Here is a 25744-nt window from a genome sequence, read left to right as displayed (position 1 = left end):
ATGACTGATACTCCGCGCGGCGAAATTACCATTCAAACATTGGCCATGCCTGCCTCAACGAACGCCAACGGCGATATTTTTGGCGGCTGGATTGTTTCGCAAATGGACCTGGCGGCCGGAGTATTGGCAAAGAAGATATCTCATGGCCGCGCAGTTACCGTGGCGATTAACTCAATGACATTTCTAAAGCCCGTACACGTAGGTGATGTGGTCAGCTGTCATGTTGAGTTAGTCAAAACGGGTAAAACCTCAATGACCATCGCTGTTGAGGTTTGGGCCGAACCTGGCGCCGCTGTATCTGGAAAATATAAAGTAACCGAAGGTATATTTGTTTTTGTAGCCATTGACGAACATGGAGCGCCAAGACAGGTACCTCAGACCCCATGACTGAAGACTTTACGAAATTAAAACAATGGATTGAGCAGATGGCGGCGTTAATTGAAAATAACGCCGATCCAGAGCCCCATTATGTGAATTCTTTTCTCCAGGAGCCTCATCTGGCTTCTCAGCTGGTTGATCTGCTTGATCATATGTCTGAAGAGAAACTGGAGGAAACACGCTCCTATTATTCAGCCTGTATCTATGCATTGGATATTTGTGTCGCTCAACTCCAGTCTGCACTGGAAAGCGGCAGTAAATCGGCGATTAAAATTCTTGATCAGCTGATGTCGCATCTTGCTCGTACTATCAGAACCGCCTCGCATACGCTGAGTTTCTGGCTGCCTATTTTAAACGCTTTTTACGATGTGCATGCCGAACTGTCAGATGAGTTGCGCGATGCCTATCTTGAGCTGGCGGGGCAGGAAGAAGAAATTAGTCCTGAAGAAGAAGTTAATCATCTTAAAGCCATCCAGGATATGATTAATGAATTATCAGAGCTCAGTATTTTCGATATCGCCGAAAACTTTTTTGCTCAGAGCTATGCCATGCCGGTGGAGTTCTTTGCCGATCTGGTATTTGATCTCTACAGCATTCCGGAAGGCCAGGATATTGCCTTACTCATGTTGCTTCACCCCAAACACTTCGTTCGGGAAATAGTAATCGCAGCCCATGAGGAAATTGTTAACGGCGTAACTTTCAGCTCTGCGTCGCTGACCCGCTTGCAGGCTATCAAGAATTGGTATCCTGCAGAATATCATGAGCAGTTTAATCGCTGGATTAAAATCCAGCGGAAAAAGGGAGTTATTCTACAGCCCCCTCCTCACGGGGAAATTAAGCGAATCAAGGCCAGTGAAGTGGATGGAAGCGGCGCTCAGGGGCTATTTATTCATGTAAAGCTGGGCCGAAACAATCGACTTTGCGGCCTGCTATTCAAAGATGAAATAGGAATAAAGGATGTCTGGGTCACCCCAATAATGACCACTGCAGAAATAAATCGTTATTATGAAGAGGCCTTTGACGATAGTGTGACCTTGCGTGTGGTCGATCTTGATTACCACCGTATAATTTGTGAGCATTTTCTGGCGATGACACTTGCCAAAAATGAGGTTCCTGACCTGCATTTTCTTGAAATGCAGGAACTGCTTGGAGTGCATTTCACGCCGCAGGCAATCGATATTCCAGCTTTGATAGAGGACCTGTCGGTTCAAATCCATCCCTTTACTCCTGAAATTGTTGAGATGTCTTTCAAGCGTTCAAAAAGCTGGTTGAAAAATAAATCATTCACCGAATCCTGGTATATCGAGAACGCTCATGTCGATAAGCTGGTCAACCGCTGCAGCAGTTTTGTCGAAGGGATCAAAGTATGTTCTATCGATGAAGCTACCGAGGAAGTGTTTTCCGAGGAGTTTGAAGCCCGCCGTGAGAAGTGGCTCTTCCATTTTTTATGGATTGCCCTCTGGTTAAAAGCCTCCAGCCGGGCCAATGAAAAACTGTGGCAAGACAGTTTTTTCATTGCACACGCCATCTTTAATGGCACTCCGCTCAAAGATATTCCAGTAATGCAGGAAATTGTCCGCCAGACAATCTACAACAGTATCGAAACAATGAACGAACGCCGCACGCATTTGAACAAAGAATAAAACACCGCACTGCTTAAATATTGGGGATTGTCACTTAAAGATAGTAGCGCTCTTCAATTAAACTCTCATAGGGTATATGTAATTCTTTATGTAGTTTGGCAATTTGCGGTAGGGTTAAATGACGTTTTCTATTCAAAACATCACTAACGCGACGTTTCGGACCAAGTTGTTTCGCGCCCCAAAGAGCCTCAACTCGCTCGAGAGCAATCTTATAATCACCCTCATTATGAATTGGCTTAATCATTTTCAACCTCCGAGGCATTCACCCGATCATACTCTTTGTGAGTACCAACAAATTTAATAAACATGGCTAACCTGGAATAATCCATAGCACAAAGAATTTGGTAACATCAATGGTTAACCCCCCGTCCTCCTGCTCTCTACCATTAAGCTAAGCTCAATTGTATATTAAACTGTCCTCCCCGCGAAGGCGGGGAACCATCTCTGAACTAGCTATAATGCCAATTGAGGAATGGATTCCCGCCTTCGCGGGAAGGACATAATTCCTCAACTTAATGGTAGTGCCTCCCGCTCTTCCCATCGCGTTGCGATTTCCCACCCCGTAAACATTACGGGGCGTAGTCAATACGGGAACAAAAAACAATCGAAAGTGAATATCATGAACTCATCATTTATTTGCGATGAGGTCAATCATGAAAATCGTTTTATTAACTGGCGCACCCGGCAGCGGTAAAAGTACTCAGGGCAACGCCTTAATGGCATTGAACAGCAAGTTTAAGCATTTGTCTCTGGGCGAAGTGGTTCGTCGTTATCTCGAAAATCCCGAACATCCGATCACAAAAGAATACAAATCACTGATAAGTGCTGGAAATTTATTGCCAGATCAGGTTATTAAACAGATCCTGGCTGAAGAATTAGCCACAATTACTGACCAGGATAGCGTTATTTTACTCGATGGCTATCCACGCACCGAGGCACAATACCAGGACTTCGTTAAAGGATGGGGGGGAACCTGCAGCTTTAATTCATCTGGATATCGACCAGGAAACACTTAAAGAGCGTCTGACAGCTCGTGAGGATTCTCGCTGTGATGATAATCAGGATGCAATTCAAAGACGTTTGAATTTTTACCAGCAAACTACTCTGCCCTTGATCAGGCAAATCAAGGAAAATCTCTGCAAAAAAGCAATCAGTATCCGCAGTGCGGAGGCCATTCGACCCACCAGCCTTTTTATTTATGCTAATTTGCAGCGAATCGATGAAGTCCATACTGTCTTGCAAAAGGGCAATGAAGTTCCAGCACAACAACCCCTTATTGACAGCGAAATAAGACCTGTCGGCTTAAGATCTGTTTTATCGCAACTGTGGAAAACCGGCATCGAGTACAAATCAATCAAGTCCTTGCAGGAAAATTACAAGACACAGAATTTATCCTTTTCTCTGTTTAATAAAAAAATGGTGTATCTTGAAACCGCAGCTGAAGTAAGACAAGTACTGGAATCTAAAAGCCATTTAGGTCATGTGTATCGGCATTTCTCACAGGCTGCCGGCTTGAAATACGAGTTTGTCGCCACTGATTCTGGCGATGACCGTCATTTTGTCGACCAGCAACAGCAGGTGAATGTATGGAAATTAATTCACAGTGCATTTGGACAAACGATTAAGAGTGACCGGCAACGCATCGAACGTTTAATTGATGTACACCTGGACCGCCATTTTTTCGCCACAAAAACCTTTGAGCTGGATACAGCATTCGATACATTTTTCAGCAGTTTCTGGTCAGAGTATCTTTTTGGAAACAATGTATCTTTAGAAGCTTATCAGCAAACACGTCATCAGATACTGTCGGCGATGAAGCAATGCTTTTATAGCAATTATTATAAAAGCCTGGATCCAAGCGGCTTAACGTCCTGGCTCTATGAACTGCCCGTTAATAAAGAACTGCAGGCCGCTAAAAAAGCGATTCAGGAATATATTGGCAAAGCTACAAGTCAGTCGATGGTCAAACGCTTTGAGGCGGATTTGAATTATTTTAATGAGAAAGAGCAGCTAGGTCTGGATGCGAAAACAATTGCTGCGATTGTTTCTGATTGTGTTTTTGATCTGATTTTTGAGCCTGACTTTCTTGAGAATGTCATGTATGAAGCGCTTGCCATAGCCGTCAAAGAACATGCCGATCTTCGCGATCCAATGGTGCGTGCTCGAATCTATGAACAAGGACTGGATAAAGGCTATCTCTTCCCTATACGCACCCGCATTCTGGATGAAGATATCCAGTTGGCGGATGGTACCAGCCTATCCGCGGGCACAATGACCTGTCTGAACCTAAAGCAAGCGGGCATTTATCATTCGGCGGGCGCAAGACGCTGTGTGGGACAGGCTTATACGCATTATTTTAAAGAACATTTTTTCAACCGCATTGAAGCCGTTGACTTTAAGGTAAAGGAAGTCACTGAGCCTGCTGACAGACAAATTGGCAATGAAAATGTACCCGTTTCACCAGAGCGATATCTGGTGAGCTGGAAGTTAAGGCGAGATGAGGCCATGCGCAATATGTCTTATCACGCCTACAAGGGAAATCGCTTCTTTGATGTATTAAAGTTACATGAAAATTCCGGTTTGAATACCCATATGGTCAGACAGATGACATTAAAAATTCAGCGCTATATAGAGAAAAACAGTCTGGCCTGGAAAGATGTGGTTATTGCTACTGCTGAAGTGCGCGGGATTCCTGTTGCCTCTCAAGTTGCCGGTCGATTACAACTGCCTCTTTACACTATTCGCAAAAAAGGCGGATATAAGATGCCTGATGAAGCAGTGCAACGCGAAAATATACAAAAAGGCTATGGCGATCCGGATGTACTCGAGCTTCCTACTGATAAGATTAAATCTCTGGCAGGCAAAACGGTCATTTTTCTGGATGATGGTATAGCAAGCGGCGAAAGCGCCGAAGCTTGTATCAAACTACTGCAAAAGCCCGTTTCCGAAGGCAAGAAGCCTGCGGTGGTTAAAATGGTTATGACATTGTTACAGCACGATTATGTACAAACCAGCAAGTTATCACAGCTCCCTCTGGTAAAAACTTTATTTGATTGCCGTTCCAAGGCAGCGGTGGTATCTGAAACCAATCAGGCTTCAGAACAGACTGGTTTAATTATTCGATAACACCGCCCATGACTCACTGCCATTAAGTTACTGTAGGTTGGGCCCTTGGCTCAACCTACATGCATTACAGAGTTTCCTTAACTTAGTGGCAGCGCACCCAGAATGATATCATGGAAGAATGATGAGCAATTCAGTGCTAAAAATACTTGGATCCTCAGAAGCGCCTTTGTCTGTGCAAGGTGTATTAATGTAACCAGAAAAGATTAACCCAGACATACAAGGTAATCATGCCAATTACGGGAATTATTAAGAAGGCAAGAAAAACATGGGTTTGTATACGGTTTTCAGCACTTGCGCGATAGAATTTTCTGAGCTTTTTTAAAAGAGCCATGTCATACCTCGTTTCATTAATGAGAATCGCAGCCGTCAAGCGAAGGCTTACAGTTATTTCTCTCATAGTTTCAGTATAACATCCCCTGCTTAAATGAGGGATTTCTTTCCATAGAACTCCAGAAAAGCACGTACTTTTGGCAACTCATAATCATAGGCTTGGTAAAACAGATAAATTTTATAGTTTTTAAATTCCAGCTTGGGTAATATTTGAATTAACTCGCCACTATTCAGTTCATTTTTCACTAATAAATCACCCGTCAGAAACAGGCCATGTCCATCTTTACAAGCTTGATTAAGTGCGTCGAATTCATTAATTAATAAGACCGGCCGGTTTATTGGAATAGTGCTTCCATCGGCTAATGGAAGGTGATGATTTGGCGCTCTCAGCGTATGAGAAATAAAATGCGCGTTAGCAAGATCACCTTTACAGGCAGGCAATCCATAGCGCTGCACGTAACTGGGAGCGGCGCAGAGAATATTCTTAACGGTGGATACGTAACGTGCTTTCAAGTTATTGGTGTAAGGAGGAATTTCAGGAAAACCCATCATGATATCTGCTTTGGCGTCTGCCAAATCGTCATCTTCCTCAGTCAAAAGGAGTTCCAATTCAATTTTTGGAAAGCGCTCTCTGAAATCTTTTAAATGAGCGAATAGCCATTTCCTGGCCAGGATTGTTGAAACCAAAACCCGTAAACTTCCCTGGGGCTCTGCGCGTCTGTTTTCAATAAACTGATCCAGTTTATTAATTTCATTTTCAATAACCCGGCATCGCTGGTAGAGCCTTTCTCCCATTTCCGTCAGGATGACGCGACGTGTACTGCGCTTGAAAAGCTGAATCCCAATTTGCTGCTCCAATCCTTTAATTTGCTTGCTTAGCGCGGTAGGAGTGATGTGCAAACTGGCTGCTGCACTGGCAAAATGCAGTGTTTCCGCCGCTTTGATAAAGCACTGGAGCGAGTGATTAATTTTCATGATCGGCCTTGATATTATGAACCTATGGTTCATAAATTATGGAAAACAAATCGTTTTATAAAGTGTATACCATCAATCTATAATATCCATAGATAACGAAGGGGTTAAATAAATGAACTATCAATTCCATCATGTGGGTATTCCAACTACTGAAGTCCGCCCTGGCGAGCGATATAGTGCCCCGTTTAAAATGTATACCTCGGGCGGAGAGGCTCCAACTCGTATCCAGTACCATCGCTTTGAAGAAGGCTGCCCTTTGCATCCACTGCTACAGACCAAACCTCATGTCGCATTCAAAGTCGATAGCATTGATGAGGCGATCCGGGGAAAAAATGTCATTCTGGAGCCTTATTTTCCTTTTGAGGGTTTTAAAGTAGCGGCGATTGAAGAAAATGGCTGGCCTATCGAATTTATTGAGACCAGTCTGTCTGAAGAAGAAATTTGGGGTGGAAGCGCTTATAAAAATTCGGTAATTTATCCTGAGAGTGAATAGATGCCAGTGCATTAAATCGCATCCTGTGGATAAGTTTGTTCATAAAATTAGTGAAGCATTCTAATTATGTATGAAATAATAGACAACCAATTGATAAAATTAATTTTTTATAAGTATACCTTGAGCAGCAGCTCTGTGGATAAGTTTGTTAATACTTTCCTGTTTGTTTTAATAAACTGGGACTTATAATAATGCATCTCTGACAGAGCAGCGAGTCTGCATCATTGCGGGCCTGGTCAGTTGGTGCAATTGCTGGATTAATAAGGAAAATTATGGCCGCTTCAGAAGACAAAGTGTTTGATGATCTCTTTGTACAAATTTCCAAAAATTATCGTAACCTGTTAAAGACCAATCTTGCGGTGTATTTAAATGAGTTTCCCGATTTCCCTGAACTTCTTGAATTGCTGAAGAAAAAAGGCTTTTTCAAGGGGAAGGAGGCAATTCCTTATACAGCCGCAGACTTTATCAAATCCTTAAATTTAAGTGAGCAGCAATTGCAGGCCACACCGGTCGAGCTGCTTGCCTCTTCCTCGCCCATTCTTGATGAAGCAAAAGAATATACTTTCCCTGCCGAATTGAGCGATCTTCATCAGGCATTGAATTGTTATGTGGAATTAATTACTGATGTTCTGCAAAATAAACTGGCCCAAAAGCCCTATGAAAATCCGGGCGCTCAGGAGAATGTCACCGAGCAGGAGCATGCGCTTGAAGCGGGTAAGCTGAGCCTGATATTACTGAACCGATTAGAGTATGTCCTGGCCCTGCTATGTCATGACATAGCCCGTCCATCCATAAATGATCCTGTATATGGTCATTCCAGGCATTGTCAGGAGGGAAGTGATATCCTGGCACCACTTGGTTTAAGCCTGGATTACGCAGGTCATCATGCATTTGCAAAGTATTTACTTTACCTATGCTGCCCTTCATATAAACAATTGATCAGCAATACTTCCAAATCCACCTTAAAAATTCAGGAACAAGGGCTTTCGGCAGAAATTGAGGATCTGAACAGCATGGATGTGCAAAGCCTTGCTAAAACATTTTACATGCTAATGTTTATGAGATTAATTGATGATGAGAGTAAGGTTTCAATCATTGACGTAAAAAGGCAGTTGCGGGGCCGACCGCTCGATTTTTTTGATGCAGAAACGATTCAAACCCTGGTTTGCAGGCAACTTGGAAGACATCTGCAGGAGCGACTGGCCAAAGGCGAAGCTATTCAGGAAGTTAGAGATGCAATCGAATTGAAGCTTAACAAAGCTTTCACGTTGCTATTACGTGCCAGAGACGCGAGCAATGCTCCTCAGTTGTATGAAAAATACAAGTCAGTTTTAGATGAAATAAAACTCTCTAGCCTGTCTGCTCAAGAGCAGATAACCATTTAGTGATAGTCTTTGCGAGGGTTAGCGAAGTAATCCAGTGCCTTGCTTTGTTCAGGTTTCATTCTGGATTGCTTTACTTCGTTCGCAAAGACGATAGGTTAGTGGCTTGATCTTTATTTATGTACCAAGCCAGCCGCAATGACCGGTCAACCGGGCAGCTCATACAGCAGGGCTTCTAATGCTGAGATCTGCTCGGCATGGTTCCGTAGTGTTTATGAATCGCAGTCATCCAGCTTGGATTAGACATATCTGGCCAGTTATCTTTATCGAATCCCGGGGACTTCTTCAAGGTTTCTTTATCGACACTGATAACAAAGCAATCCTGGGCAGGATCATAGGAGAAAATACTCCAGGGCATTGCAAAAAGCTTATCACCCATGCCGAGGAAACCACCAAAAGACAATACTACATAGGCCACTTGTCCCTGATATTTATCGAGCATTAAAGCCTCGATTTTCCCCAGACTGTCTCCTTCACGATTCTTTACATCCACACCGATCACATTGTCGGCATTTACAATTTGTCTGCTCATAACTAATCTCCCTTTAGTAACTAAAAGCCCTCAAATAAAGCAACCGTTGCTTTTGCTTTTCGAAGTGGGTTCATAAATGAAGATACAAATCATGTGATGTGCAAAAGCGAAAGAAATAAAATGTTTTTTAAACCCCTTCGTACGATTGTAATTCCGGACCTCCTCCCTTGTCCTTTGATAAAAAAAGAGCTTATCACTTAAATTTTAGACCAATTACCGCTAAGTGCCAAGTAAAGGAATACGGCAAAGATTAACAGGATACAATTTATTTAATCAAAGTAATGATTAAATTTTTCTGCTGAATTTTGAGAGTAAATACAGAATTTTAATTTATTATGCTTACAAGATGATAATAAATTCCCTCACGAACGCTAGATGAGGGCCTATAATTAGACTGTAGGTAAGTTCCTCACCTACTCAATAAATCTCCGCATTTAAATAAAGCTAGCTTTACATTCTCTATTCTACTTCAGGGAGAAGCGGTATTTCATTAACGAAATAGAAGGAGATCCATCATGAGTAAACAAGATAATATGACAGTTCAGGAAGCCGGCTCCGAAGGCGGCAAGGCACGCGCAGAAAAGTACAGCGAAGAAGAACTCTCAGAACAAGCGAAACGTGCATCCCAGACTGTTGAAGAAAGAGAGCCCGGTTTTCATTCAAAAATAGGTGAAAAAGGCGGTAAAGCCCGTGGCGACCGCAACGAAGATTGATGATAACTGAGCATAATACTAACCTCAACCTGCCACTCCCTTGCGAAAGCAGAGGAGCTGGCAGTTTTATCAATAATCTGTTCTTGCAATCTCTAATCTAATTGCAATTCTCATTGCCAGCAGCAATCTTGGTATTTTTTGAACATTCTATATAATTTTCCAGGTGAGTCCATATTACTATTTTTTTTCTTAACGAAAAGGACACTGTGTGAAAACTTTCAAACCCGAAACAGGTAAAGCACCGGAAGCAAAAAAGAGAGAACAGACTTGTCTGGCAATCAATAAGCAGCTTGGCAAATATCAACATTTCAAACTGGATGAGATTCTTTCATTACCAGACGAAGAGCTAGTGGCTCTGGAGAACTTCTTACAGGATATATTCACCAACAAAGAGATCTTACGTCGATTTAATGTGACAATGCTCTACCATTTCAGCAAGATTCAGCAATTACGAACCCCCTGGTCAGGCTTTTGCAATTTGAGTGATCTCGCTTCCTTATCAAAAGACGGGCTAGGGTTTCTATTAAATTTTGTCCTCCAGTCTCCGCATAGGCAAGGCAGTATGCAACTAGCATTTGCTGATGCTCTGGTAATGGTTAAATCCTTACGTCCTGCCCAACTTGCATTTCTGCACTCACTCCCCTGTGACTTCTATCCCCTGATATTAAAGGATAACACTGTAAACTTAAGAACTTTGAATCTTTTGTGCAGGCTTTCAGCTTCGGCAAAGACTGTCCTCTTTTCTCAGACAGCCAATGAGGATTTATTTCATTTCATACAATCTATTGCTCAATTGCGCTTTATTAATAGAGAGCGTCTTGAGCTTCTGTTTAACAGTCATTACATACTTAGTAAAGAATCATTTAGCAATTCGCCTGAATTAGACATTCTTTTGAATAGCAAGCTGCCTGCAGAGCAATTAAAACCTGTTTTTTGGCTCCCCAAAGAAGAGGCGGCTGTTCGCATACCCACTATTCTCAGCGTGCAGGGAATCGAATGTCATCGTCAGGCTTATTGTGATTTTTTAACTCAGCTTGAAGTCTGTCCCGAAATTTTATCTTTTTATCAACAGTTCTTATTAAATGTTAAACGGCCCTCCGATGAGAAAGAGCGGGGGCTATTCTCTAGCCCGCAATTTGTGAAGGGGTACAAAACCAATTTTTTTGATATCGACTATTTAACAGGCTGCACGAGGGCTGAAATGAAATTGCTTGCCAACTGCTGGGAAAGAGCCAGTCAGAAGAGCATTCGTAACGTCTGGGATCCAAGATTTGCTGCCTTTATGCGAGCCCAGGAGACTCAGGCAAGCAGTAATCAGCGCCTGATGCCTGCCCCCTCCCCGATTTGCGCGGCACCTAAAGCCTGCATTAAATCCTTAGCAATCTGAATCCGCAACAGAGCCGGTTGCCTGCAAACTATGTCATACCATGTCATCTCGAACGCAGTGAGAGATCTTCTGAATCCTGGTTTGTGCCAGCATTCGGAGATCTCTCACTGCGTTCGAGATGACGACGTGCTTGTGAGTGACACAGTTTTCGGAGATCTCTCACTGCGTTCGAGATGACGGCGTGCTTGTGAGTGACACAGTTTTCGGAGATCTCTCACTGCGTTCGAGATGACGGCGTGCTTGTGAGTGGCACAGTTTAATGAACATGCTCTCAATTACTGGATCTGCTTGTTATAACGGTCATACTCCTGAACAAAGAAATCATTGAGATCACGCATATCCAAAACCGAACCGTTATAGGCCATAAAATCAGTCTTCATGTCAGGAATATTATAAAAGTAAATATTACTCGAATCGCTGGCGAGGGTATGCTGGCGTTTAATAGTACTTAATTCAGCGACAGAATTCCCGTAGGTTTTCACAAATGCTCTCTTGGCACGTAAGTAGCGGCCATTAAATCGGGCAGAATCTTTCAGGCAGACATCAATTTTATTAGCCACACCGCCCAGCTGAATAAAGGTATGTCCGCCAGCTCTGATAGTCAGGGTATCACTTTTTATCCAGTACATGCTTAAAGCGCCATCCCCCTCCAAATCAAGCGTATTTATCCTCTCAACGCCGGCTAGCTTAACCCGTGGTTTACCAGACATACGCAAATGCAGATTGCGCGATTGCACCCCGTTAATTTCGGTATATCCTCCTCCCTTCACCTCCAGCACGCCGACATTAATGTGACCACCCAGTACTGTCCTGCCTTCATTCTCCAGATAAAGATCAAGAAGCCCTGAATTTAATCGCGGCCCGGTCACAATTCCTGCGCCTTCATAGCGGAAGGTATTTAGAAAGCGCCCGCGAATATCCACGGTCACGCTGCCATAGCGTGGATATCCACTGCCTAAATTCACCACCAGGGTATAGTTCTGGACTTGGGTACTCACCTGCACCAAATCCCGGGGATCACCATGTAAAATAACCTGAGGCTTTAAATAGCCGGTATGCAGCACCACATTCAGGCGGCCGCTAGCTGATACCTTATTAAAGGAAGGCATAGCTCGCGTTTGCTGGGTTTTATTCACCGGTACAGGCGGCTGTTCTGTAGAGTTCACAGTAGAGTGCCTGCAGGCTGACAGGAGAAATAAAATGCAAATCAGGGAGATAACACGGGTTAACATAAGCCGACATTCCATACCAGGTTAAGCTCCTACATTAGAATAACTTGGAAAATTGCGCAAGCAATTATCGTTTACTTTGATATAACTCTGCCTGTTCCAAAGGCACTACTCTTAAGTTAAAGAATTTTGTCATTCCCGCGAAGTGTTCCATAAATGAAGACAGGTGCACAAACCCGTCTTTGCGAGCATCAGCGAAGCAACCCAGTTCCCTAACTTTGTTCAAGTTTCGATCTGGATTGCGTCACTTCGTTCGCAAAGACACACGTTAGTTGGGCGGGGCAAGCATTTATATTTAATACCAGGACTCGCTGTTAAAATCAGAGATACCCACTTTAGCCGGACATCCTTCGTAACGCTTGGCGTCAGGCGCTCGTTCAACCAGCTCTGCCAAAGAGTCCTGCTCGGGAATTAAAGCGGGTAATTGTACAAAAATATCAACCAGCATCCCATTTTTACAGCCCAGATATACCTTTCTGGTGCTGGCGTTTCCAAAAGAGAGGCGCACCAGCTCCTGCAATTGCAGTCGATCCACCGTTTCGCCGACATGCTCGTGTAAAAACTTTCCTAAAGCTGTCTCTTCCATGTCTTCAGTCAGGCGAATTGCCAAAGCGAAATATTCGTCAGCGGATAACAATTGACAGCTTCCGTGCTTATACCATTCGTGGCGCTCCAGACAGCTGCCATGAGAGTAACTGGGCATAAAATATTTAAGCGAAGCAGATACCGGTTCTTTCAAACTCAGAGGTGGGTAATCGCAATGATTAGTGCGAGGACTGGTGCCGCAGAAGCCATAATGCTCGCCGCATTGTTCCTGATTAGGCCATAAGCCATGTAAAACCAGATGACTGGCCTGGTAGGAGCGAGACGGCAAATGAAGGCATTCCGGTTTCCCGGCTTCATATCCATAGGTCTGACAGAATGCAGGCTGCCAGCTAAATGCAAGTACATAGGAATCCGCAAGCCCCGGGCTTTGCTGACAACGTGGAGCAGGGCCTGGATGATAGGATGAATCGCCACAGTCACTACTTACCCAGCGAAGCGGTGTTGCGTTATCAGGCAGATACAGGCGAAACCAGTCCGGATTATGCTCACGATTAATTTCCCTGATTTCGTAAACCTGTCCCGGCTGTAGATATACGTTGTCAGGATTGGTTTTTTTATTTTTTGAAATATAGGCAGGACAGGTTTTTTCAATGGTAAAACTGCCGGATGCCGGCGCCGCCAAGGCAATTGAAGGGAAAAGTCCGAAAAAAAATACAAAAATCCATGTACGCATAAATCCATCCATTTTCTATTGGTGTTTGAGTATAAACTGATTTGCCGATTTGGCAAAAACTCTTATTTATCAATATAAAAAGGAAGACCTTCACGAATAACAAAAAACTGTTTCTCTGTCAGTCCATATTTTTTGCGGGCTAGAGCCAGATCATTGACGGGCTGATTAAAATCTTCTGCACCTAATTGAAAGGTTCCCCAATGAATCCCAATTGATCTATGGCTGCCCAAGTCCAGGTGCGCTCGAACAGCATCCGACGGATTCAAATGATAAGGTTTGGCCAGTGAACGCGGTTCATAGGCTCCAATTGGTAAAAATGCGAGCTGTGGTGTTCCCCATTTCTTTCTGATTTCTTTAAAATGCCCGAAATAGCCCGTATCCCCGGCAAAATAAATTTTTCTGCCGCTAATTTCCACGCCAAAGGATCCCCAAAGTGTTTTATTCAGATCATAAAGCCAGCGCTGCGAATCATGATGAGCGGGTAAGAGGCTGATTTTCGTCTCTTTTACATTCATAGATTGCCACCAGTCCAATTCAGTGACCTGTTTAACTCCATTTCGCTCCAAAAAAACCTTATTACCCAAAGGTACAATAAATTGAGGGTGGTATTTCTGTTGCAATTTCTTAATGGTTCCCAAATCCATATGATCGTAGTGATTGTGGCTTATGAGCACCAGATCAATAGTTGGCAGCGTGTCAAATGAAAGGCCAGGCTCGCGATGCCTTGCAGGTCCAATCCACTGAAAGGGGCTCGCACGATAAGAATAGATCGGATCAATCAGGATATTAATTTTTTTGCTTTGAATAAGTACTGTGGAATGATTAATAAAGGTAACCATTGCACCATCGGGATAGTTTGCCGGTAATAGCGGATAAGAAATTTCGGGCAAACTTGCTGGCCATTGGTTTTGCAGCACGGAAATCCATAGATTGACCAGGTCATAATTTCCGTTGCGTTTTTTACCTTTCTCGTCCGGATTATAAAAGGTTTTACCATCAAAATGGTCAGAAGGAGGCCCTTTATAAAACCCGGTCTGACAGCCAGATATAAGACAAATAATAACAAGCCATAGAATTTTCAAAATGACTTCCATTTCAATAGGGTTCCAGTGGGATTAGATTTTTGACTACAGCCCGGAGCTTAAGAGCGATAAAAGCACTCTATCATACCTGCAAGAATACGCAGGCTCAATATGTTGAACTTAAAATTAATAAACAGGGGATTATCATTCCCCTCTTATTTTTGAGTAAAGAATAAGAGGGGACGATTTCAGAAAAAACTCAGAATACTTAAGGCCTAAAACATTAGACCGCAGTAACTTCCTCAGCTTGCAAGCCTTTTGGACCTTTAGTTACCAGAAATTTTACACGTTGGCCTTCATGCAGTGTTTTACGACCAGATGTTCCTACGATTGAACGAAAATGTACGAACACATCATCTTGGCCATTGTCACGGCTGATAAAACCATAACCCTTGTCATCGTTAAACCATTTAACGGAACCAGTTTCTACTATAGCAGACATTATACTTTCCAAAAAAAATTAAACATAAACCTGTACAAGTAAACGAGCCTCAAATGCCGTTGACATAACGCGATTTTCACTACTTTGGAAACACAAAAGGAGGGATTTTTCACGAATAACGCTCATTCAATCTTGAACACTTGATACAAGTGATCACATTATAACTTACTGAAGTTTAAATAGCGAGAATTGCGACTAAATTATTTATAACTTTACAATTCATTCAGCGTAGATCTCGCGAAGTGCCCAATGGCGCTGCCTTAAGGCTTTACCCCACTCCCTACGTCCCTCGGCTTGTCCGAAGGGATCCAGGAATCTCATGTCAGGGTTGAATCTCTGGACCCTGCGGACAAGCCGCAGGGCGTAGTAATGATGGGTAGAAGATATCTATGCTTTATGGCGGTCAGACCGTTATTTGACCTATTGCGGGTGTATAGGAGGCAAATCAGAGCCAGGCTTTCGCTTGCTTGCTGTTTGCGACAAATGGTGCTGTAAAGCCTGCCATAATCCGCTTCCCTGCCATGTTTTCTGTTGCTGATGATAAAGGGCTTCCGACAAGTCATTAATCTGTTTCTTGAGATTCATATCAAAGATTTGCTCACAGATATCAGCCAAACTTAAAACTCGCTTTTCTGGCCAATGAAGTGAAGCCCATTCAATTAATGCCTGTTGCGCTTCGATCGGCTGATTATTCAGGCAAGCGCTCTGCAGACGTTTTAATACTGCTTTTTTACCTGCTCCTTTGTGCGACTTAAAATATGGCAGATTAAATCGGCCCAATTTAAGAGTTAACAACCAGGCCAGTGCGAACAATGCGGCAACTCCCCAGGCTAACCAGGTGCTGGCTGGCGTTACCTTGTCAGCTGAGGGTGTGTCTGCAGGACCTTCTACCGCCACGTCCTGTTCTTCAGACGGCGTATTCACTGAACTATCGGCGCTATTCGCTGTAGCCTGAACCTGAATAACCCGAGGAGCTAAAACAGCTACTTCATTCTTTTGAGTCACTGTATTAAACCAGGGTAAACGCAATTCAGGGATAGTAATTTTTCCGGCCTTATTAAACAGATAAGTTACTTTCAGCGTTTTGGTCCCTACCAGATAGGGTTGACGGTAACTGTTTTTCTCTCCTGCTTTTTCTGGATAGACTGAAAAGCTGTCCTTGCTGCTAAAATCCAGCGACGGTAATAATTGAGCGGGTATACCGACCACTTCCAGAGTAACTGTACGGGTTAATGTATCTCCCTGCTTGATATTAACAGGCTCTCGATCGTATTGATCATTCAGTATGACTTCATTGGCGGGCAGCCATTCTTTGCCTGTGAAACTGGCGGGCATCGATTTTACCTTGAGCGTGAGCGGATCTGCACTGATTTTGGTTTTATGGGGCATTTGATCATAAACCAGGGCGCTGAATACCGGAGGGGTCACAGTTAGTTCACCGCTTTTCTGTGGAAAGATAGCATATTGCTGTTCCACGACTGAAAACAGTCGGCCATTTTCCGTGGCTTGATATTGTTTACCATCGCCCAGAGGCACCAAAAGCGCATTATCAACCTGAGGCGCCTGAAAATCAGTGTCTAATAACTGTAAACTGTTATAGAGTTTGACCGTGTAAATCACTTGTTGATTAACATAGGGCGTCTTGTTATCCACTTCAACGATCAGCTGCAGATCGTCCTGTTTCGTAAGAGGTTTGCCACTTTGTACTGCAGAAGCAGTGACCTCTATTGTGGAAGGCGTCGTACTTTCCTGCCCGACCTGAAGAGAAGGTATGGAAATAGTGCCCATTTTGAGAGGAATCAGAAAAACGGTCCATTGGTTGACGGTGCGAGCCTGCCCGTTAATGATGCTGTAATTTGTACTGCGTTCGGTTCCAACAATTTGAAAATTTTCCTGCAGAGGAGTTAAGTCCGGTACGGCATTCGTCTGGCCATCCATAGTCAATACCAGGCGAAACGATTGACCTATCTGTACTTTACTGCTCTCTATTTGAATGCTAAGCCCTGCAAACAGTATTCCTGAATAAAAAAGAATGAAAATGCTGATTATTTTTTTCATTGGTACCACCCCCGCTGCCGGCGTATATGATCACGTAGAAACTTTTCACGAAGTAAACCGCCTGGATCGTCAGGAATTAATTTAAGCCATTGTTCTTTGGCCTGTTGCTGTTCTTTATCTGACAGAGACGATTGCGCTTGTGCTGCAGCTTGTTTTTTTTCATCCTCATTGGTCTCTGACGCATTGTTTTGCTGTTCCTGCTTCTTTTTATTCTGCTTTGCAGAAGCCTCATTTTCAGCCTGCTGCTCCTGCTGGTTTTTCTCTTTATTCATCTGTTGTTCAGCACCAGAACTGTCTGATTGCGGCTGATTTTGTTGTTGCTGCTGATTATTTTTTTCATTGGCACTGGACTTCTGGTCCTGCTTCTGCTCATCCTGCTTATTTTTCTGATCCTGACTTTGTCCGCCATTCTGCTCTTTATTTTGCTGTTTCTCTTTGTCTTTTTTTAGTAAATCAGCAACGAGCGCCCGGTTAAATCGGGCATCCTGGTTATGAGGGTTTAATTTCAGAGCCTGGTCATAGGCCTTCAATGCCTCTTCATATTTACCCTGATGAGCCAATGCATTTCCCGCATTATAAAACCCTGTCTCATTATTGAGCGCTTGGTAAGTCTGAGCGGCCTGCTGATAATTGCCTGCACGATATGAGGCAGCTGCCTGCCAATCCTCCTGCTTAAATAATTCACCAGCTTTGTTATATTGCCCCTTTTCCATCATCTCAGCCGCCTGCTGATCAGGTGTGTACCATAAATCCTTCCAGCTGAAGGACCAGGTCGATGCACTGGCGAAAATCAATATTATCAATAACAAAACTCTCATAACTGCACCCTCTGCAGCCAACCTCTTCTAAACACTGGCATAAGAAACAGTAACGCTGGAATCAAAAACCAGCGCCCTTCATCCTGCCATACCGGAATTTCATTTTGTTCACTCAAGGCATATTGCCTGCTGGTGATTGCCCTTCTCAACCATTGATTTAGCGAAGCACCTTCATTATTTAAATCAAGCAGCATTCCCTTGCCGGCATTGGCTAAGGGTTTAAATATTGGATACACAGCGGAATCTGCCAAAACAGGCATAATGGAGGTTTCGATACCCTGATTGGCCAGTTTGGAAGCCGCTTTCAAAGCAGACGCATCGGGAGGAGTGGCCGTCAGCACCAGGATTTGTCCACCCGAAAACCCTGCCTGTTCAATCAATCGGGCAGCCTGCTGCAACGCCATCGATAAATTCTGGCCATTCACTGGCATGATTTGTGGATTCAAGGAATCCAGCAAGCTATCAATTGTTTTAGCATCCTCCGTCAATGGCGACACTACAAAGGATTCACCTGTGTAAACTATCAGGCCTGTTTGTCCCGTGTCTTTACGGTTAAATAAATCATGCAAAATGAACCTGGCCCGTAATAAGCGATTGGGTTTTAAATCTTCCTCAAGCATTGCCTCGGATAGATCCAGCACTACGATTCTGGGCTGCAATAATTTAAAGGCCGGCACAGGCAACTTTTTCCATACCGGCCCAGCGAGAGCAATAATAATTAATCCAAAACTGGTTAATAACAGCAGCAAGGAATGCTTCCTTTTTCCAGAGTGCTGATTTTTGATTAACTGCGATAATAGATGCGGATCACAGATGGCAGCCCAGGCTTGCAAGGGAGCTTTCTGCTTCCAAAGGCGCCAAAATAACCAGCAAAGCGGTAGAAAAGCAAATAGCCATAGTGGACGAAGAAAATGAAAGTCAATCACAATCCTTTCTCCTGATACACAGTGTTTCGCTGCAATAAATAATTAAACAGGCCCAGGCTTTTTAAAAGCCAAATCATGATCAGGCCTAAGGCAAACGCCAATGGCCAGGGATAATATTCGCGTTGCGGTCTGAGCGTTGTGTGTTCCTGCTGCACAGTTTCAAGCTGATTAATTTTTTGATAAATCGACTCCAGTGAACTTGAATCGGTTGCCCGAAAATATTGGCCGCCTGTGATTGAAGCAATCTCTTTTAGTGTATCTTCATCCAAATCAGCCCCGGCTCCCATGTTAATAAATGGGCCCGACATCATGCGGGGATCCGCTTCAGAGCCTAAGCCAATCGTATATACCTTGATTTGTTCGGATTTTGCCAGTTCCGCCGCTTTAAGAGGCAGCAAGACACCCGAGTTATTGGCCCCGTCGGTTAATAAAATCACTACACGGCTACTTATTGGAACATCTTGCAAACGCTTGACCGCAAGTCCCAGCGCATCCCCAATTGACGTGGTTTTGCCGGCCAAGCCCACAGTGGCATCTTCAATGCGCAATAACACACTGTGGCGATCATAGGTTAAGGGCGTTTGCAGATAAGCCTGACTGCCAAATAAAATAAGACCGATTCGATCCCCTGCCCTCTCTTTAACAAATTGCTCAGCAGCATGTTTAACAACAGCGAGGCGTGACACCGGCCTGCCATTCATTAACATATCATTTAATTCCATACTGCCGGATAAATCGAGAACCATCATAATATTACGACCCTCTCTTTCCAAAGGTAAAGGCTCTCCCACCCAGCGCGGGCCAGCAGCAGCCAGAACCAGTAACGCCCACACCAGAAACCAGAAGCCAAGACCGGATTTTTTACTCAGAATATGTTTGTCCTGTTCAGCAATGGCACGCATGGATTGATAAAACGGAACTTGTAATGCTGCAGGCAGGCTTGAACTGGCTCGCGGTATTAAAAACCAGAGGATTAACGGCAAACCGAGCAAAAGAAAAACCCAGGGGGAAGCTATTTCAAACATCGTTTACCCCGTTGTTTTATCCAGGTTTTTGCTCGCGCGAATAAAGGCGCCATGCTAACCTGGCTGGTTGAAGGTTGATAGGGAAGCTCAAGCAGCAATTGACGCACCGCATTAAAATTTAGTTTGCGTCCCGTTTGATTCAGGAAATTAATCCATTCCTCTCCCTGCAAGCTGGCCACTGTTTCACGTGAAAAATACACCAGCGCAACCCGCTTTAACAATTCAGAAACCCGGGAACTGGCTAACTGACTGTTTCCGCTGCGCTGATACTCTTCCTGATATTGAGCAAGTAATTTAAGTGCATGCCGCTTGGGTTTGCTGTTTTTCTGATACTCAATAAAATAGTACAGTCCCCCGGCAAAGAGCAAGAGAACAAGGATCAGCAAAATATACCAGCCTGGCGCCAAAGGCCACCAGCCGATAGCCTCCGGCAGATGAATATCACGCAGATTTTCCAGAGCATTCGTCTTAGTCACGTTTCCTCCGCGGAAATGTCTGGTAAATCACCTGAGGGATATCGTTTTCACCATTAATCTGCGTATATTGAATATGCAGCTTTTTAAATAAGTGCTGTAAACGCTGCTGACGCTGATCGCACCATCGCTGATAATCCGCATTAACCTGCGAATTTACGGTATCAAGCAGTAACTCCTGATGGCCGTCGGTCATGGCATAAAGTGCAGGTAAGGGCGAGTGTAGCTCCAAAGGATCAACAATATGATAGGCGAGAATGTCATTATGTTCATGTAAGCGGCTTAAATTTTTTTCCGCCTCGCCATTCAAATGATAAAAATCACTAATTAAAACAATAATACTGCCAGGTTTTACTACCCTTCTTAATCTGATTAATGCTTCGCCCAGAGGTTTTGGAGGACTCTCAGTCATCATGCCGCTTGTTTGATTAGTATATTCCATTAGCCCTGCCAGGATAGGCAGGACACCCCCCTCACGCGACCTGGGTAGATATTCATTATGCCGTTCAGAGGAGTACAGCAGAGCACCAATTTTGTCACCCTGCTTGATCGTAGTCCAGGCAATCATCGCCGCCAATCTTGCAGCGATCACCGATTTAAAAGCCTTGCGAGTACCAAAATACATGGAGGGATTAAAATCAACGACAATAACCACTGGCCGTTCGCGCTCTTCCTGGTAAAGCTTGATATGAGGCCGCCCCGTGCGTGCGGTTACACGCCATTCCATATGACGGATTTCATCGCCGGCCTGGTAATTTCTAACCTCTGAAAAATCCATTCCCCGGCCACGAAATTTTGATAAATGATTCCCGCCAGGAGCTCCCTTCTCAGGTTTGTATGCCATTTTGCGAGCGAAACGTTTAAAAGCAATCAGTTCCGCAAGATCAATTGACACGCCGTTTACCATATTTCTTTTTCCAATTGACAACTCATTTATAGAACCAATCAACTAATCTGTCGTCTTTGCGAACGAAGTGAAGCAATCCAGATCGAAACCTGCACAAAGCCAGGATCTGGATTGCTTCGCTAATGCTCGCAAAGACGATTTTTTATGCATTTATTTTTATCCCGAGCATCAGGGAACTGCCACCAGGCGCAATAGATGATCAATAAAATCATCGCTACTAACCCCTTCCGCCTCTGCTTCAAAGCTTAATAATACACGGTGCCGCAGCACATCATGGGCTATTACATGAATATCTTCCGGCGTTACATAATCTCGTCCAGCCAGCCAGGCATGCGCCTTGGAGCAGCGATCCAGAGCAATTGTCGCCCGCGGACTGGCACCGAAACGCAGCCATTTCGCTAACTCATTGCTATACATTGACGGATTTCGAGTAGCCACAACCAATTGAACCAGATAATGTTCCAATGCCGGGCTGGTATGTACTTTCAAAACTTGCTTGCGCGCCTCGAACAATACGCGCTGAGGCAACTGTTTAATATTCGTCGGCGCGGCTTGTACAGGATCCATTGCCTCCCGTCTGGCCAGAGCCAGAATATCCTGTTCAATAGCCGCATCAGGATAACCAATTTTAACATACATCAGGAAACGGTCGAGCTGCGCCTCCGGCAGAGGATAGGTTCCTTCCTGCTCGATTGGATTCTGAGTCGCCATAACCAAAAATAACTCCGGCAGAGGATAGGTCTTCCCCCCGATGGTTACCTGACGTTCCGCCATGGCTTCCAGAAGCGCAGACTGTACTTTTGCAGGCGCGCGGTTGATTTCATCTGCCAATACCAAATGATGGAAAATAGGACCTGGCTGGAATACAAAGGAACTGGTTTCAGGATGAAACACGTCGGTTCCGGTTAAATCTCCGGGCAAGAGATCAGGCGTAAACTGAATGCGATGAAAATTGCCTTCAATCAGAGCGGACAGCTCTTTAACTGCCCTTGTTTTGGCAAGCCCTGGTGCTCCTTCTACCAGGAGATGCCCATCTGCGAGCAAGGCAATCAGCAGGCGAGATACCAAAGCGCGCTGGCCAAGGATGCGATCATTTAGAAAATGACTAATCCGCAAAATTTCCTGCTGCACAGATTGTATTGTCGTTTCCTGCAGTTGCTCCATTTATTCAACCTCGTGCAAAAAAACCTAATCCTAGCGTGAATCCCTGCTCGTGCCAAGATCTCGTTGTTATCGAAAGGCGGCCAAGAGAGCCTTTAGCGCAGTTATAGACTACAATTATAGGAATACGAAGCTGCCATTGAGCAATTGACAGCAGCACATCAATCAAACCTCAGGGAGGAGGGCTCTAATGAATAAATTAAAAGGAAAAAAAATAGCCATACTTGCCGCCAATGGTTTTGAGCAGGTTGAAATGGAAGCCCCTCGCAAAGCACTGGAAAATGAGGGCGCAGAAACCTTCCTGATCTCACCTGAAAAAGAGGAAGTACAAGGATGGCATCATTTTGAAAAAGCTGACAAATTCCCGGTAGATATTCCGCTTAAAGAAGCAAAACCTGAAAATTTTGATGCGCTCTTACTTCCTGGCGGCGTGATCAATCCTGACCAGTTGCGTCTGCTGCCAGAGGCTGCAGAATTTGTTAAATCAATAAATAAACAAAATAAGCCTATTGCAGCAATCTGCCACGGACCCTGGTTATTAATCAATGCGGAGCTGGCCAAAGGCAGGAAAATGACTTCCTGGTTATCGATCAAAACCGATTTAATTAATGCAGGTGCTGAATGGGTTGATCTACCCGTGGTTTGCGATCAGGACATTTTAACCAGCCGGAAACCGGATGATATTCCCCAATTCAATGAAGCAATGATTCGGCTTTTTTAATAGCTCCACAGGGGAGGGAGGAATGAGTCTTGATCGTTATCAGAAAAAAAGGGATTTTCATAAAACCCCCGAGCCTAAGGGCCGTGTTCATCGAAAACACCGCTTTCTTTATATTATTCAGAAACATGCCGCCAGCCATTTACATTATGATTTTCGCCTGGAACTGGATGGCGTTTTAAAGAGCTGGGCAGTTCCCAAAGGCCCTTGCCTTGATCCCGCTGTGAAGAGGCTGGCAGTACAAGTAGAAGATCATCCGGTTGAATACGGCAGTTTTGAGGGGATTATTCCCAAGGGTGAATATGGCGGCGGTACGGTCATGTTATGGGACAAGGGAAAGTGGAAACCCCTGGATGATGATCCTGCCAAAGCCTATGAAAAAGGACATTTACATTTTGAATTGCAGGCTGAAAAACTCAATGGGCAGTGGGATCTGATTCGCTTTAAGGAAAAGCAGTGGTTCCTCATTAAACATCGGGACAAGGACGCAAGACCGCTTGACGAATATGATATTACAAATGAAGAGCCGAATAGCGTTGTCAGTCAGCAAAGCTTAGACGAAATAGCACAGAACTATCAATCCATCTGGCATAGTAAAGAAAGTGCCCAAAATAATAGCCCTGTTAAATCCGCTAAAAAAAAACAAAAAAAGTATAAGCTGGCTCTGCCCGCTCGCCCATTTTTGCAGAATTGCCCAGTCGAATTAGCCACCCTGACCAATAAAGCTCCCATCGGTGACGACTGGTTGCATGAGTTGAAATTTGATGGCTATCGCATCATAGCCTACAAACGCCATTCGCAGATTCAGTTGCTGTCACGTAATCAACTGGACTGGACAAGAAAATTTCCGAATGTCGTCAATGCCCTGAAAAGCCTGCCCGCGGACAATATTATTGTGGATGGTGAAATTACGGTTCTGGATGAAAACTCCCGCTCAAGTTTTCAGTTGCTGCAAAATGCCATGAGCAATGGGGCGCAAACCCATTTTACCTATTATCTTTTTGATTTGCTCTACCTTGATCAATACGATACCCGTTCTCTCCCGCTTCTCGAAAGAAAAAAGCTGCTCGCCGCTTTACTCGAGGATGCAGAGGAAAGCCTTCGCTACAGTGACCATATACTGGGTGACGGAGAAAGCGTTTTCAAACAAAGCTGTGATTTTAATCTGGAAGGGATTATCTCCAAGGACATTCATAGCAGTTATCAAGGTAAGCGAAGCAGGAAGTGGCTTAAAATAAAATGCAGTAAACGTCAGGAGTTTGTCATTGGAGGTTATACCAAATCAGAGAAAAATCGCACTGGGTTTCGCTCCCTGCTTTTGGGTGTTTATGACGAGAACGGGCAGCTTAATTATTGCGGTAAAGTGGGTACAGGCTTCACTGAAGCCTCCTTAAAATCTATTGCCAGACAATTAGAACCCCTGCAAATGGCAAAGAACCCTTTTAATACTAATCCACCTGGAGTCAGAAGCAGCACCTGGGTGAAACCTGAACTAATCGCCGAAGTGGAATTTAGTGAATGGACAGACGATGGCCATTTAAGACACCCCAGTTTCAAAGGTTTAAGACTGGATAAAATGGCGAAAGAAATCCGGAACCAAGAGGAAATACCGCTAAAAATAACGCCCGTCAAGGGGAAGAACATGCCCGCAATTAAATTGAGCAATCCCGATAAAATGATTTATGCTGAAGACAGCATTTGTAAAAAGGAACTGTTTGATTATTATCAGGCCATTAGTTCCTATATCCTGCCCTATATTCGCAATCGGGCATTAACCCTCGTTCGCTGTCCCTCTGATTATAAAGACTGCTTTTATCAGAAACACCTTAATCAGCAAAATCCTGGGGGCCTTTATACGATTGAAGTGGAAAGCAAACGCACTGAGAACATTGAAAACTGCATCTATCTGAAAGAGGAGGAAGGATTGCTCGCTCTGGCGCAAATGGGAGTGCTGGAAATTCACCCCTGGGGCAGCACCGTCGAGCATCTTGAGCAGCCTGATGTTCTGGTGTTTGACCTTGATCCAGATCCTGAAGTCAGTTGGAAAATGCTGGTGGATGCCGCTTATGAAATCCGGGAGGAGCTTGAGCAATTAAAACTATCTGCATTTATTAAAACGACAGGCGGTAAAGGCCTGCATCTGGTCATTCCGATTCAGATTAAATATGACTGGGAGTCAGTCAAAGAATTCACTCATGTTTTTGTAGAATATCTGGAAAAAAAATATCCCAAAAAATACACCAGCAATATGGCCAAAGCCAAACGCAAGGGAAAGATTTTTGTCGATTACCTCCGAAATCAGCGCCAGGCAACCGCCATTGCACCCTATTCGCCCCGCGCAAGACCACATGCACCGGTAGCTACACCAGTGCATTGGGATGAATTGACCGATAATCAAAACGATTCATTTTATACCATACGGACTATCTTCAAGCGGCTTGAGCAATTGAAAGACGATCCCTGGAAAGAATTCTGGACAATTAAACAAAGCCTGCCATTGGATAAAATTTAAAGTCTATTAGAGAGGCCCAGCTTCACTGCCGTTAAGTTAAGGAATTATGTCCTTCCCGCGAAAGCGCTGAGTGATCCTGTCATTATTTTGAACAACTCAAAGCGCCAGATTCAATAAATGAGTGATATTGCTGTTGCAGGTCACTCATTACGCTC

At 44.1% G+C, this 25744-nt stretch carries 25 protein-coding genes; 10 read left to right on the top strand and 15 right to left on the bottom strand.

Annotated elements, in window-relative coordinates; genetic code table 11:
- On the top strand, positions 1-387 hold the full coding sequence (gene yciA, locus E1O89_RS09050) for an acyl-CoA thioester hydrolase YciA (RefSeq protein ID WP_112219518.1): 387 nt from the start codon (positions 1-3) through the stop codon (positions 385-387).
- The gene (locus E1O89_RS09045) at positions 384-2021 is read left to right on the top strand and encodes a hypothetical protein (RefSeq protein WP_133139886.1); all 1638 of its coding nucleotides are present in this window, start codon (positions 384-386) and stop codon (positions 2019-2021) included. Before yciA ends, E1O89_RS09045 begins: the two co-directional genes overlap by 4 nt.
- A gap of 34 nt (positions 2022-2055) precedes the next feature.
- On the opposite strand, the gene E1O89_RS09040 is transcribed toward E1O89_RS09045, so the two are convergent.
- Together E1O89_RS09040 and E1O89_RS09035 are read right to left on the bottom strand one after the other, a co-directional pair.
- Positions 2056-2265 (bottom strand): hypothetical protein, encoded by a 210-nt coding sequence (locus E1O89_RS09040; protein WP_133139885.1) that lies wholly within the window; start codon positions 2263-2265, stop codon positions 2056-2058.
- Positions 2258-2362, bottom strand: coding sequence for a type II toxin-antitoxin system HigB family toxin (locus E1O89_RS09035; protein ID WP_262337484.1), 105 nt, complete (start codon positions 2360-2362; stop codon positions 2258-2260). The genes E1O89_RS09040 and E1O89_RS09035 overlap by 8 nt, the downstream gene beginning before the upstream one ends.
- 312 nt (positions 2363-2674) lie before the next feature.
- On the opposite strand from E1O89_RS09035, the gene E1O89_RS09030 reads away from it, so the two are divergent.
- Together E1O89_RS09030 and E1O89_RS09025 are read left to right on the top strand one after the other, a co-directional pair.
- Complete coding sequence (locus tag E1O89_RS09030; RefSeq protein WP_165483113.1) at positions 2675-3037, top strand: adenylate kinase family protein; 363 nt, start codon at positions 2675-2677, stop codon at positions 3035-3037.
- Positions 2937-5147, top strand: a complete 2211-nt coding sequence (locus tag E1O89_RS09025) for a phosphoribosyltransferase family protein (protein WP_133139883.1) — start codon at positions 2937-2939, stop codon at positions 5145-5147. Before E1O89_RS09030 ends, E1O89_RS09025 begins: the two co-directional genes overlap by 101 nt.
- A gap of 420 nt (positions 5148-5567) precedes the next feature.
- Here the strand turns inward: E1O89_RS09025 and E1O89_RS09015 are convergent, their stop codons facing one another.
- On the bottom strand, positions 5568-6452 hold the full coding sequence (locus E1O89_RS09015; RefSeq protein ID WP_165483112.1) for a LysR family transcriptional regulator: 885 nt from the start codon (positions 6450-6452) through the stop codon (positions 5568-5570).
- A 112-nt stretch (positions 6453-6564) separates the two neighbouring features.
- Between E1O89_RS09015 and E1O89_RS09010 the strand changes: the two genes are divergently transcribed.
- Entirely contained in the window at positions 6565-6945 is a 381-nt protein-coding gene (locus E1O89_RS09010; protein ID WP_133139880.1) for a helicase, read from the top strand.
- Positions 6946-7217: 272 nt separating this feature from the next.
- Complete coding sequence (locus E1O89_RS09005; protein WP_133139879.1) at positions 7218-8330, top strand: hypothetical protein; 1113 nt, start codon at positions 7218-7220, stop codon at positions 8328-8330.
- Positions 8331-8502: 172 nt separating this feature from the next.
- Here the strand turns inward: E1O89_RS09005 and E1O89_RS09000 are convergent, their stop codons facing one another.
- Positions 8503-8859 carry a PRC-barrel domain-containing protein gene (locus E1O89_RS09000; protein ID WP_133139878.1) on the bottom strand — a complete coding sequence of 119 codons (357 nt, stop codon included), beginning with the start codon at positions 8857-8859 and terminating at the stop codon, positions 8503-8505.
- Between the two features lie 515 nt (positions 8860-9374).
- On the opposite strand from E1O89_RS09000, the gene E1O89_RS08995 reads away from it, so the two are divergent.
- Together E1O89_RS08995 and E1O89_RS08990 are read left to right on the top strand one after the other, a co-directional pair.
- Positions 9375-9572 (top strand): hypothetical protein, encoded by a 198-nt coding sequence (locus E1O89_RS08995; RefSeq protein WP_133139877.1) that lies wholly within the window; start codon positions 9375-9377, stop codon positions 9570-9572.
- Between the two features lie 208 nt (positions 9573-9780).
- Positions 9781-10959 carry a hypothetical protein gene (locus tag E1O89_RS08990; protein ID WP_133139876.1) on the top strand — a complete coding sequence of 393 codons (1179 nt, stop codon included), beginning with the start codon at positions 9781-9783 and terminating at the stop codon, positions 10957-10959.
- Positions 10960-11234: 275 nt separating this feature from the next.
- On the opposite strand, the gene E1O89_RS08985 is transcribed toward E1O89_RS08990, so the two are convergent.
- From E1O89_RS08985 to E1O89_RS08935, 11 genes are all read right to left on the bottom strand, one after another.
- Positions 11235-12191: a GIN domain-containing protein gene (locus E1O89_RS08985; protein WP_133139875.1), complete on the bottom strand. Its 957-nt coding sequence runs from the start codon at positions 12189-12191 to the stop codon at positions 11235-11237.
- A gap of 292 nt (positions 12192-12483) precedes the next feature.
- Entirely contained in the window at positions 12484-13467 is a 984-nt protein-coding gene (locus tag E1O89_RS08980) for a ribonuclease T2 family protein (RefSeq protein ID WP_133139874.1), read from the bottom strand.
- Between the two features lie 62 nt (positions 13468-13529).
- Positions 13530-14561, bottom strand: a complete 1032-nt coding sequence (locus E1O89_RS08975) for an MBL fold metallo-hydrolase (RefSeq protein WP_133139873.1) — start codon at positions 14559-14561, stop codon at positions 13530-13532.
- 211 nt (positions 14562-14772) lie between these two features.
- Positions 14773-14991 (bottom strand): cold-shock protein, encoded by a 219-nt coding sequence (locus E1O89_RS08970; RefSeq protein WP_058507051.1) that lies wholly within the window; start codon positions 14989-14991, stop codon positions 14773-14775.
- A 420-nt stretch (positions 14992-15411) separates the two neighbouring features.
- Positions 15412-17049: a BatD family protein gene (locus tag E1O89_RS08965; protein WP_133139872.1), complete on the bottom strand. Its 1638-nt coding sequence runs from the start codon at positions 17047-17049 to the stop codon at positions 15412-15414.
- On the bottom strand, positions 17046-17867 hold the full coding sequence (locus tag E1O89_RS08960; RefSeq protein ID WP_133139871.1) for a tetratricopeptide repeat protein: 822 nt from the start codon (positions 17865-17867) through the stop codon (positions 17046-17048). The genes E1O89_RS08965 and E1O89_RS08960 overlap by 4 nt, the downstream gene beginning before the upstream one ends.
- Positions 17864-18796, bottom strand: coding sequence for a vWA domain-containing protein (locus E1O89_RS08955; RefSeq protein WP_133139870.1), 933 nt, complete (start codon positions 18794-18796; stop codon positions 17864-17866). Before E1O89_RS08955 ends, E1O89_RS08960 begins: the two co-directional genes overlap by 4 nt.
- Entirely contained in the window at positions 18790-19818 is a 1029-nt protein-coding gene (locus tag E1O89_RS08950) for a vWA domain-containing protein (protein WP_133139869.1), read from the bottom strand. The genes E1O89_RS08955 and E1O89_RS08950 overlap by 7 nt, the downstream gene beginning before the upstream one ends.
- Positions 19806-20294 (bottom strand): DUF4381 domain-containing protein, encoded by a 489-nt coding sequence (locus tag E1O89_RS08945; RefSeq protein ID WP_133139868.1) that lies wholly within the window; start codon positions 20292-20294, stop codon positions 19806-19808. Before E1O89_RS08945 ends, E1O89_RS08950 begins: the two co-directional genes overlap by 13 nt.
- Positions 20287-21198, bottom strand: coding sequence for a DUF58 domain-containing protein (locus tag E1O89_RS08940; RefSeq protein ID WP_133139867.1), 912 nt, complete (start codon positions 21196-21198; stop codon positions 20287-20289). Before E1O89_RS08940 ends, E1O89_RS08945 begins: the two co-directional genes overlap by 8 nt.
- Before the next feature lie 168 nt (positions 21199-21366).
- A complete protein-coding gene (locus tag E1O89_RS08935; RefSeq protein WP_133139866.1) occupies positions 21367-22362 on the bottom strand; it encodes an AAA family ATPase in 996 nt (331 codons plus the stop codon).
- Between the two features lie 187 nt (positions 22363-22549).
- On the opposite strand from E1O89_RS08935, the gene E1O89_RS08930 reads away from it, so the two are divergent.
- Positions 22550-23080 (top strand): type 1 glutamine amidotransferase domain-containing protein, encoded by a 531-nt coding sequence (locus tag E1O89_RS08930; RefSeq protein ID WP_133139865.1) that lies wholly within the window; start codon positions 22550-22552, stop codon positions 23078-23080.
- 22 nt (positions 23081-23102) lie between these two features.
- On the top strand, positions 23103-25589 hold the full coding sequence (gene ligD, locus E1O89_RS08925) for a DNA ligase D (protein WP_133139864.1): 2487 nt from the start codon (positions 23103-23105) through the stop codon (positions 25587-25589).
- Positions 25590-25744: the final 155 nt, after the last annotated feature.

This window comes from Legionella genomosp. 1 (genome assembly GCF_900640215.1).
GTDB lineage: Bacteria > Pseudomonadota > Gammaproteobacteria > Legionellales > Legionellaceae > Legionella_C > Legionella_C quinlivanii_A.
This window is presented reverse-complemented; position numbering and strand designations above follow the sequence as displayed.

Excerpts from the sequence above, each read along its gene's own strand:
- E1O89_RS09030 (WP_165483113.1), top strand. The coding sequence starts at position 2,675 with ATGAAAATCGTTTTATTAACTGGCGCACCCGGCAGCGGTAAAAGTACT.
- ligD (WP_133139864.1), top strand. The coding sequence starts at position 23,103 with ATGAGTCTTGATCGTTATCAGAAAAAAAGGGATTTTCATAAAACCCCC.
- E1O89_RS08965 (WP_133139872.1), bottom strand. The coding sequence starts at position 17,049 with ATGAAAAAAATAATCAGCATTTTCATTCTTTTTTATTCAGGAATACTG.
- E1O89_RS09040 (WP_133139885.1), bottom strand. The coding sequence starts at position 2,265 with ATGATTAAGCCAATTCATAATGAGGGTGATTATAAGATTGCTCTCGAG.
- E1O89_RS09045 (WP_133139886.1), top strand. The coding sequence starts at position 384 with ATGACTGAAGACTTTACGAAATTAAAACAATGGATTGAGCAGATGGCG.
- E1O89_RS08960 (WP_133139871.1), bottom strand. The coding sequence starts at position 17,867 with ATGAGAGTTTTGTTATTGATAATATTGATTTTCGCCAGTGCATCGACC.
- E1O89_RS08980 (WP_133139874.1), bottom strand. The coding sequence starts at position 13,467 with ATGCGTACATGGATTTTTGTATTTTTTTTCGGACTTTTCCCTTCAATT.
- E1O89_RS08970 (WP_058507051.1), bottom strand. The coding sequence starts at position 14,991 with ATGTCTGCTATAGTAGAAACTGGTTCCGTTAAATGGTTTAACGATGAC.
- E1O89_RS09015 (WP_165483112.1), bottom strand. The coding sequence starts at position 6,452 with ATGAAAATTAATCACTCGCTCCAGTGCTTTATCAAAGCGGCGGAAACA.
- E1O89_RS08985 (WP_133139875.1), bottom strand. The coding sequence starts at position 12,191 with ATGTTAACCCGTGTTATCTCCCTGATTTGCATTTTATTTCTCCTGTCA.
- E1O89_RS09000 (WP_133139878.1), bottom strand. The coding sequence starts at position 8,859 with ATGAGCAGACAAATTGTAAATGCCGACAATGTGATCGGTGTGGATGTA.
- E1O89_RS09010 (WP_133139880.1), top strand. The coding sequence starts at position 6,565 with ATGAACTATCAATTCCATCATGTGGGTATTCCAACTACTGAAGTCCGC.
- E1O89_RS09025 (WP_133139883.1), top strand. The coding sequence starts at position 2,937 with ATGGCTATCCACGCACCGAGGCACAATACCAGGACTTCGTTAAAGGAT.
- E1O89_RS08940 (WP_133139867.1), bottom strand. The coding sequence starts at position 21,198 with ATGGTAAACGGCGTGTCAATTGATCTTGCGGAACTGATTGCTTTTAAA.
- E1O89_RS08950 (WP_133139869.1), bottom strand. The coding sequence starts at position 19,818 with ATGTTTGAAATAGCTTCCCCCTGGGTTTTTCTTTTGCTCGGTTTGCCG.
- yciA (WP_112219518.1), top strand. The coding sequence starts at position 1 with ATGACTGATACTCCGCGCGGCGAAATTACCATTCAAACATTGGCCATG.
- E1O89_RS08995 (WP_133139877.1), top strand. The coding sequence starts at position 9,375 with ATGAGTAAACAAGATAATATGACAGTTCAGGAAGCCGGCTCCGAAGGC.
- E1O89_RS08935 (WP_133139866.1), bottom strand. The coding sequence starts at position 22,362 with ATGGAGCAACTGCAGGAAACGACAATACAATCTGTGCAGCAGGAAATT.
- E1O89_RS08930 (WP_133139865.1), top strand. The coding sequence starts at position 22,550 with ATGAATAAATTAAAAGGAAAAAAAATAGCCATACTTGCCGCCAATGGT.
- E1O89_RS09005 (WP_133139879.1), top strand. The coding sequence starts at position 7,218 with ATGGCCGCTTCAGAAGACAAAGTGTTTGATGATCTCTTTGTACAAATT.
- E1O89_RS08975 (WP_133139873.1), bottom strand. The coding sequence starts at position 14,561 with ATGGAAGTCATTTTGAAAATTCTATGGCTTGTTATTATTTGTCTTATA.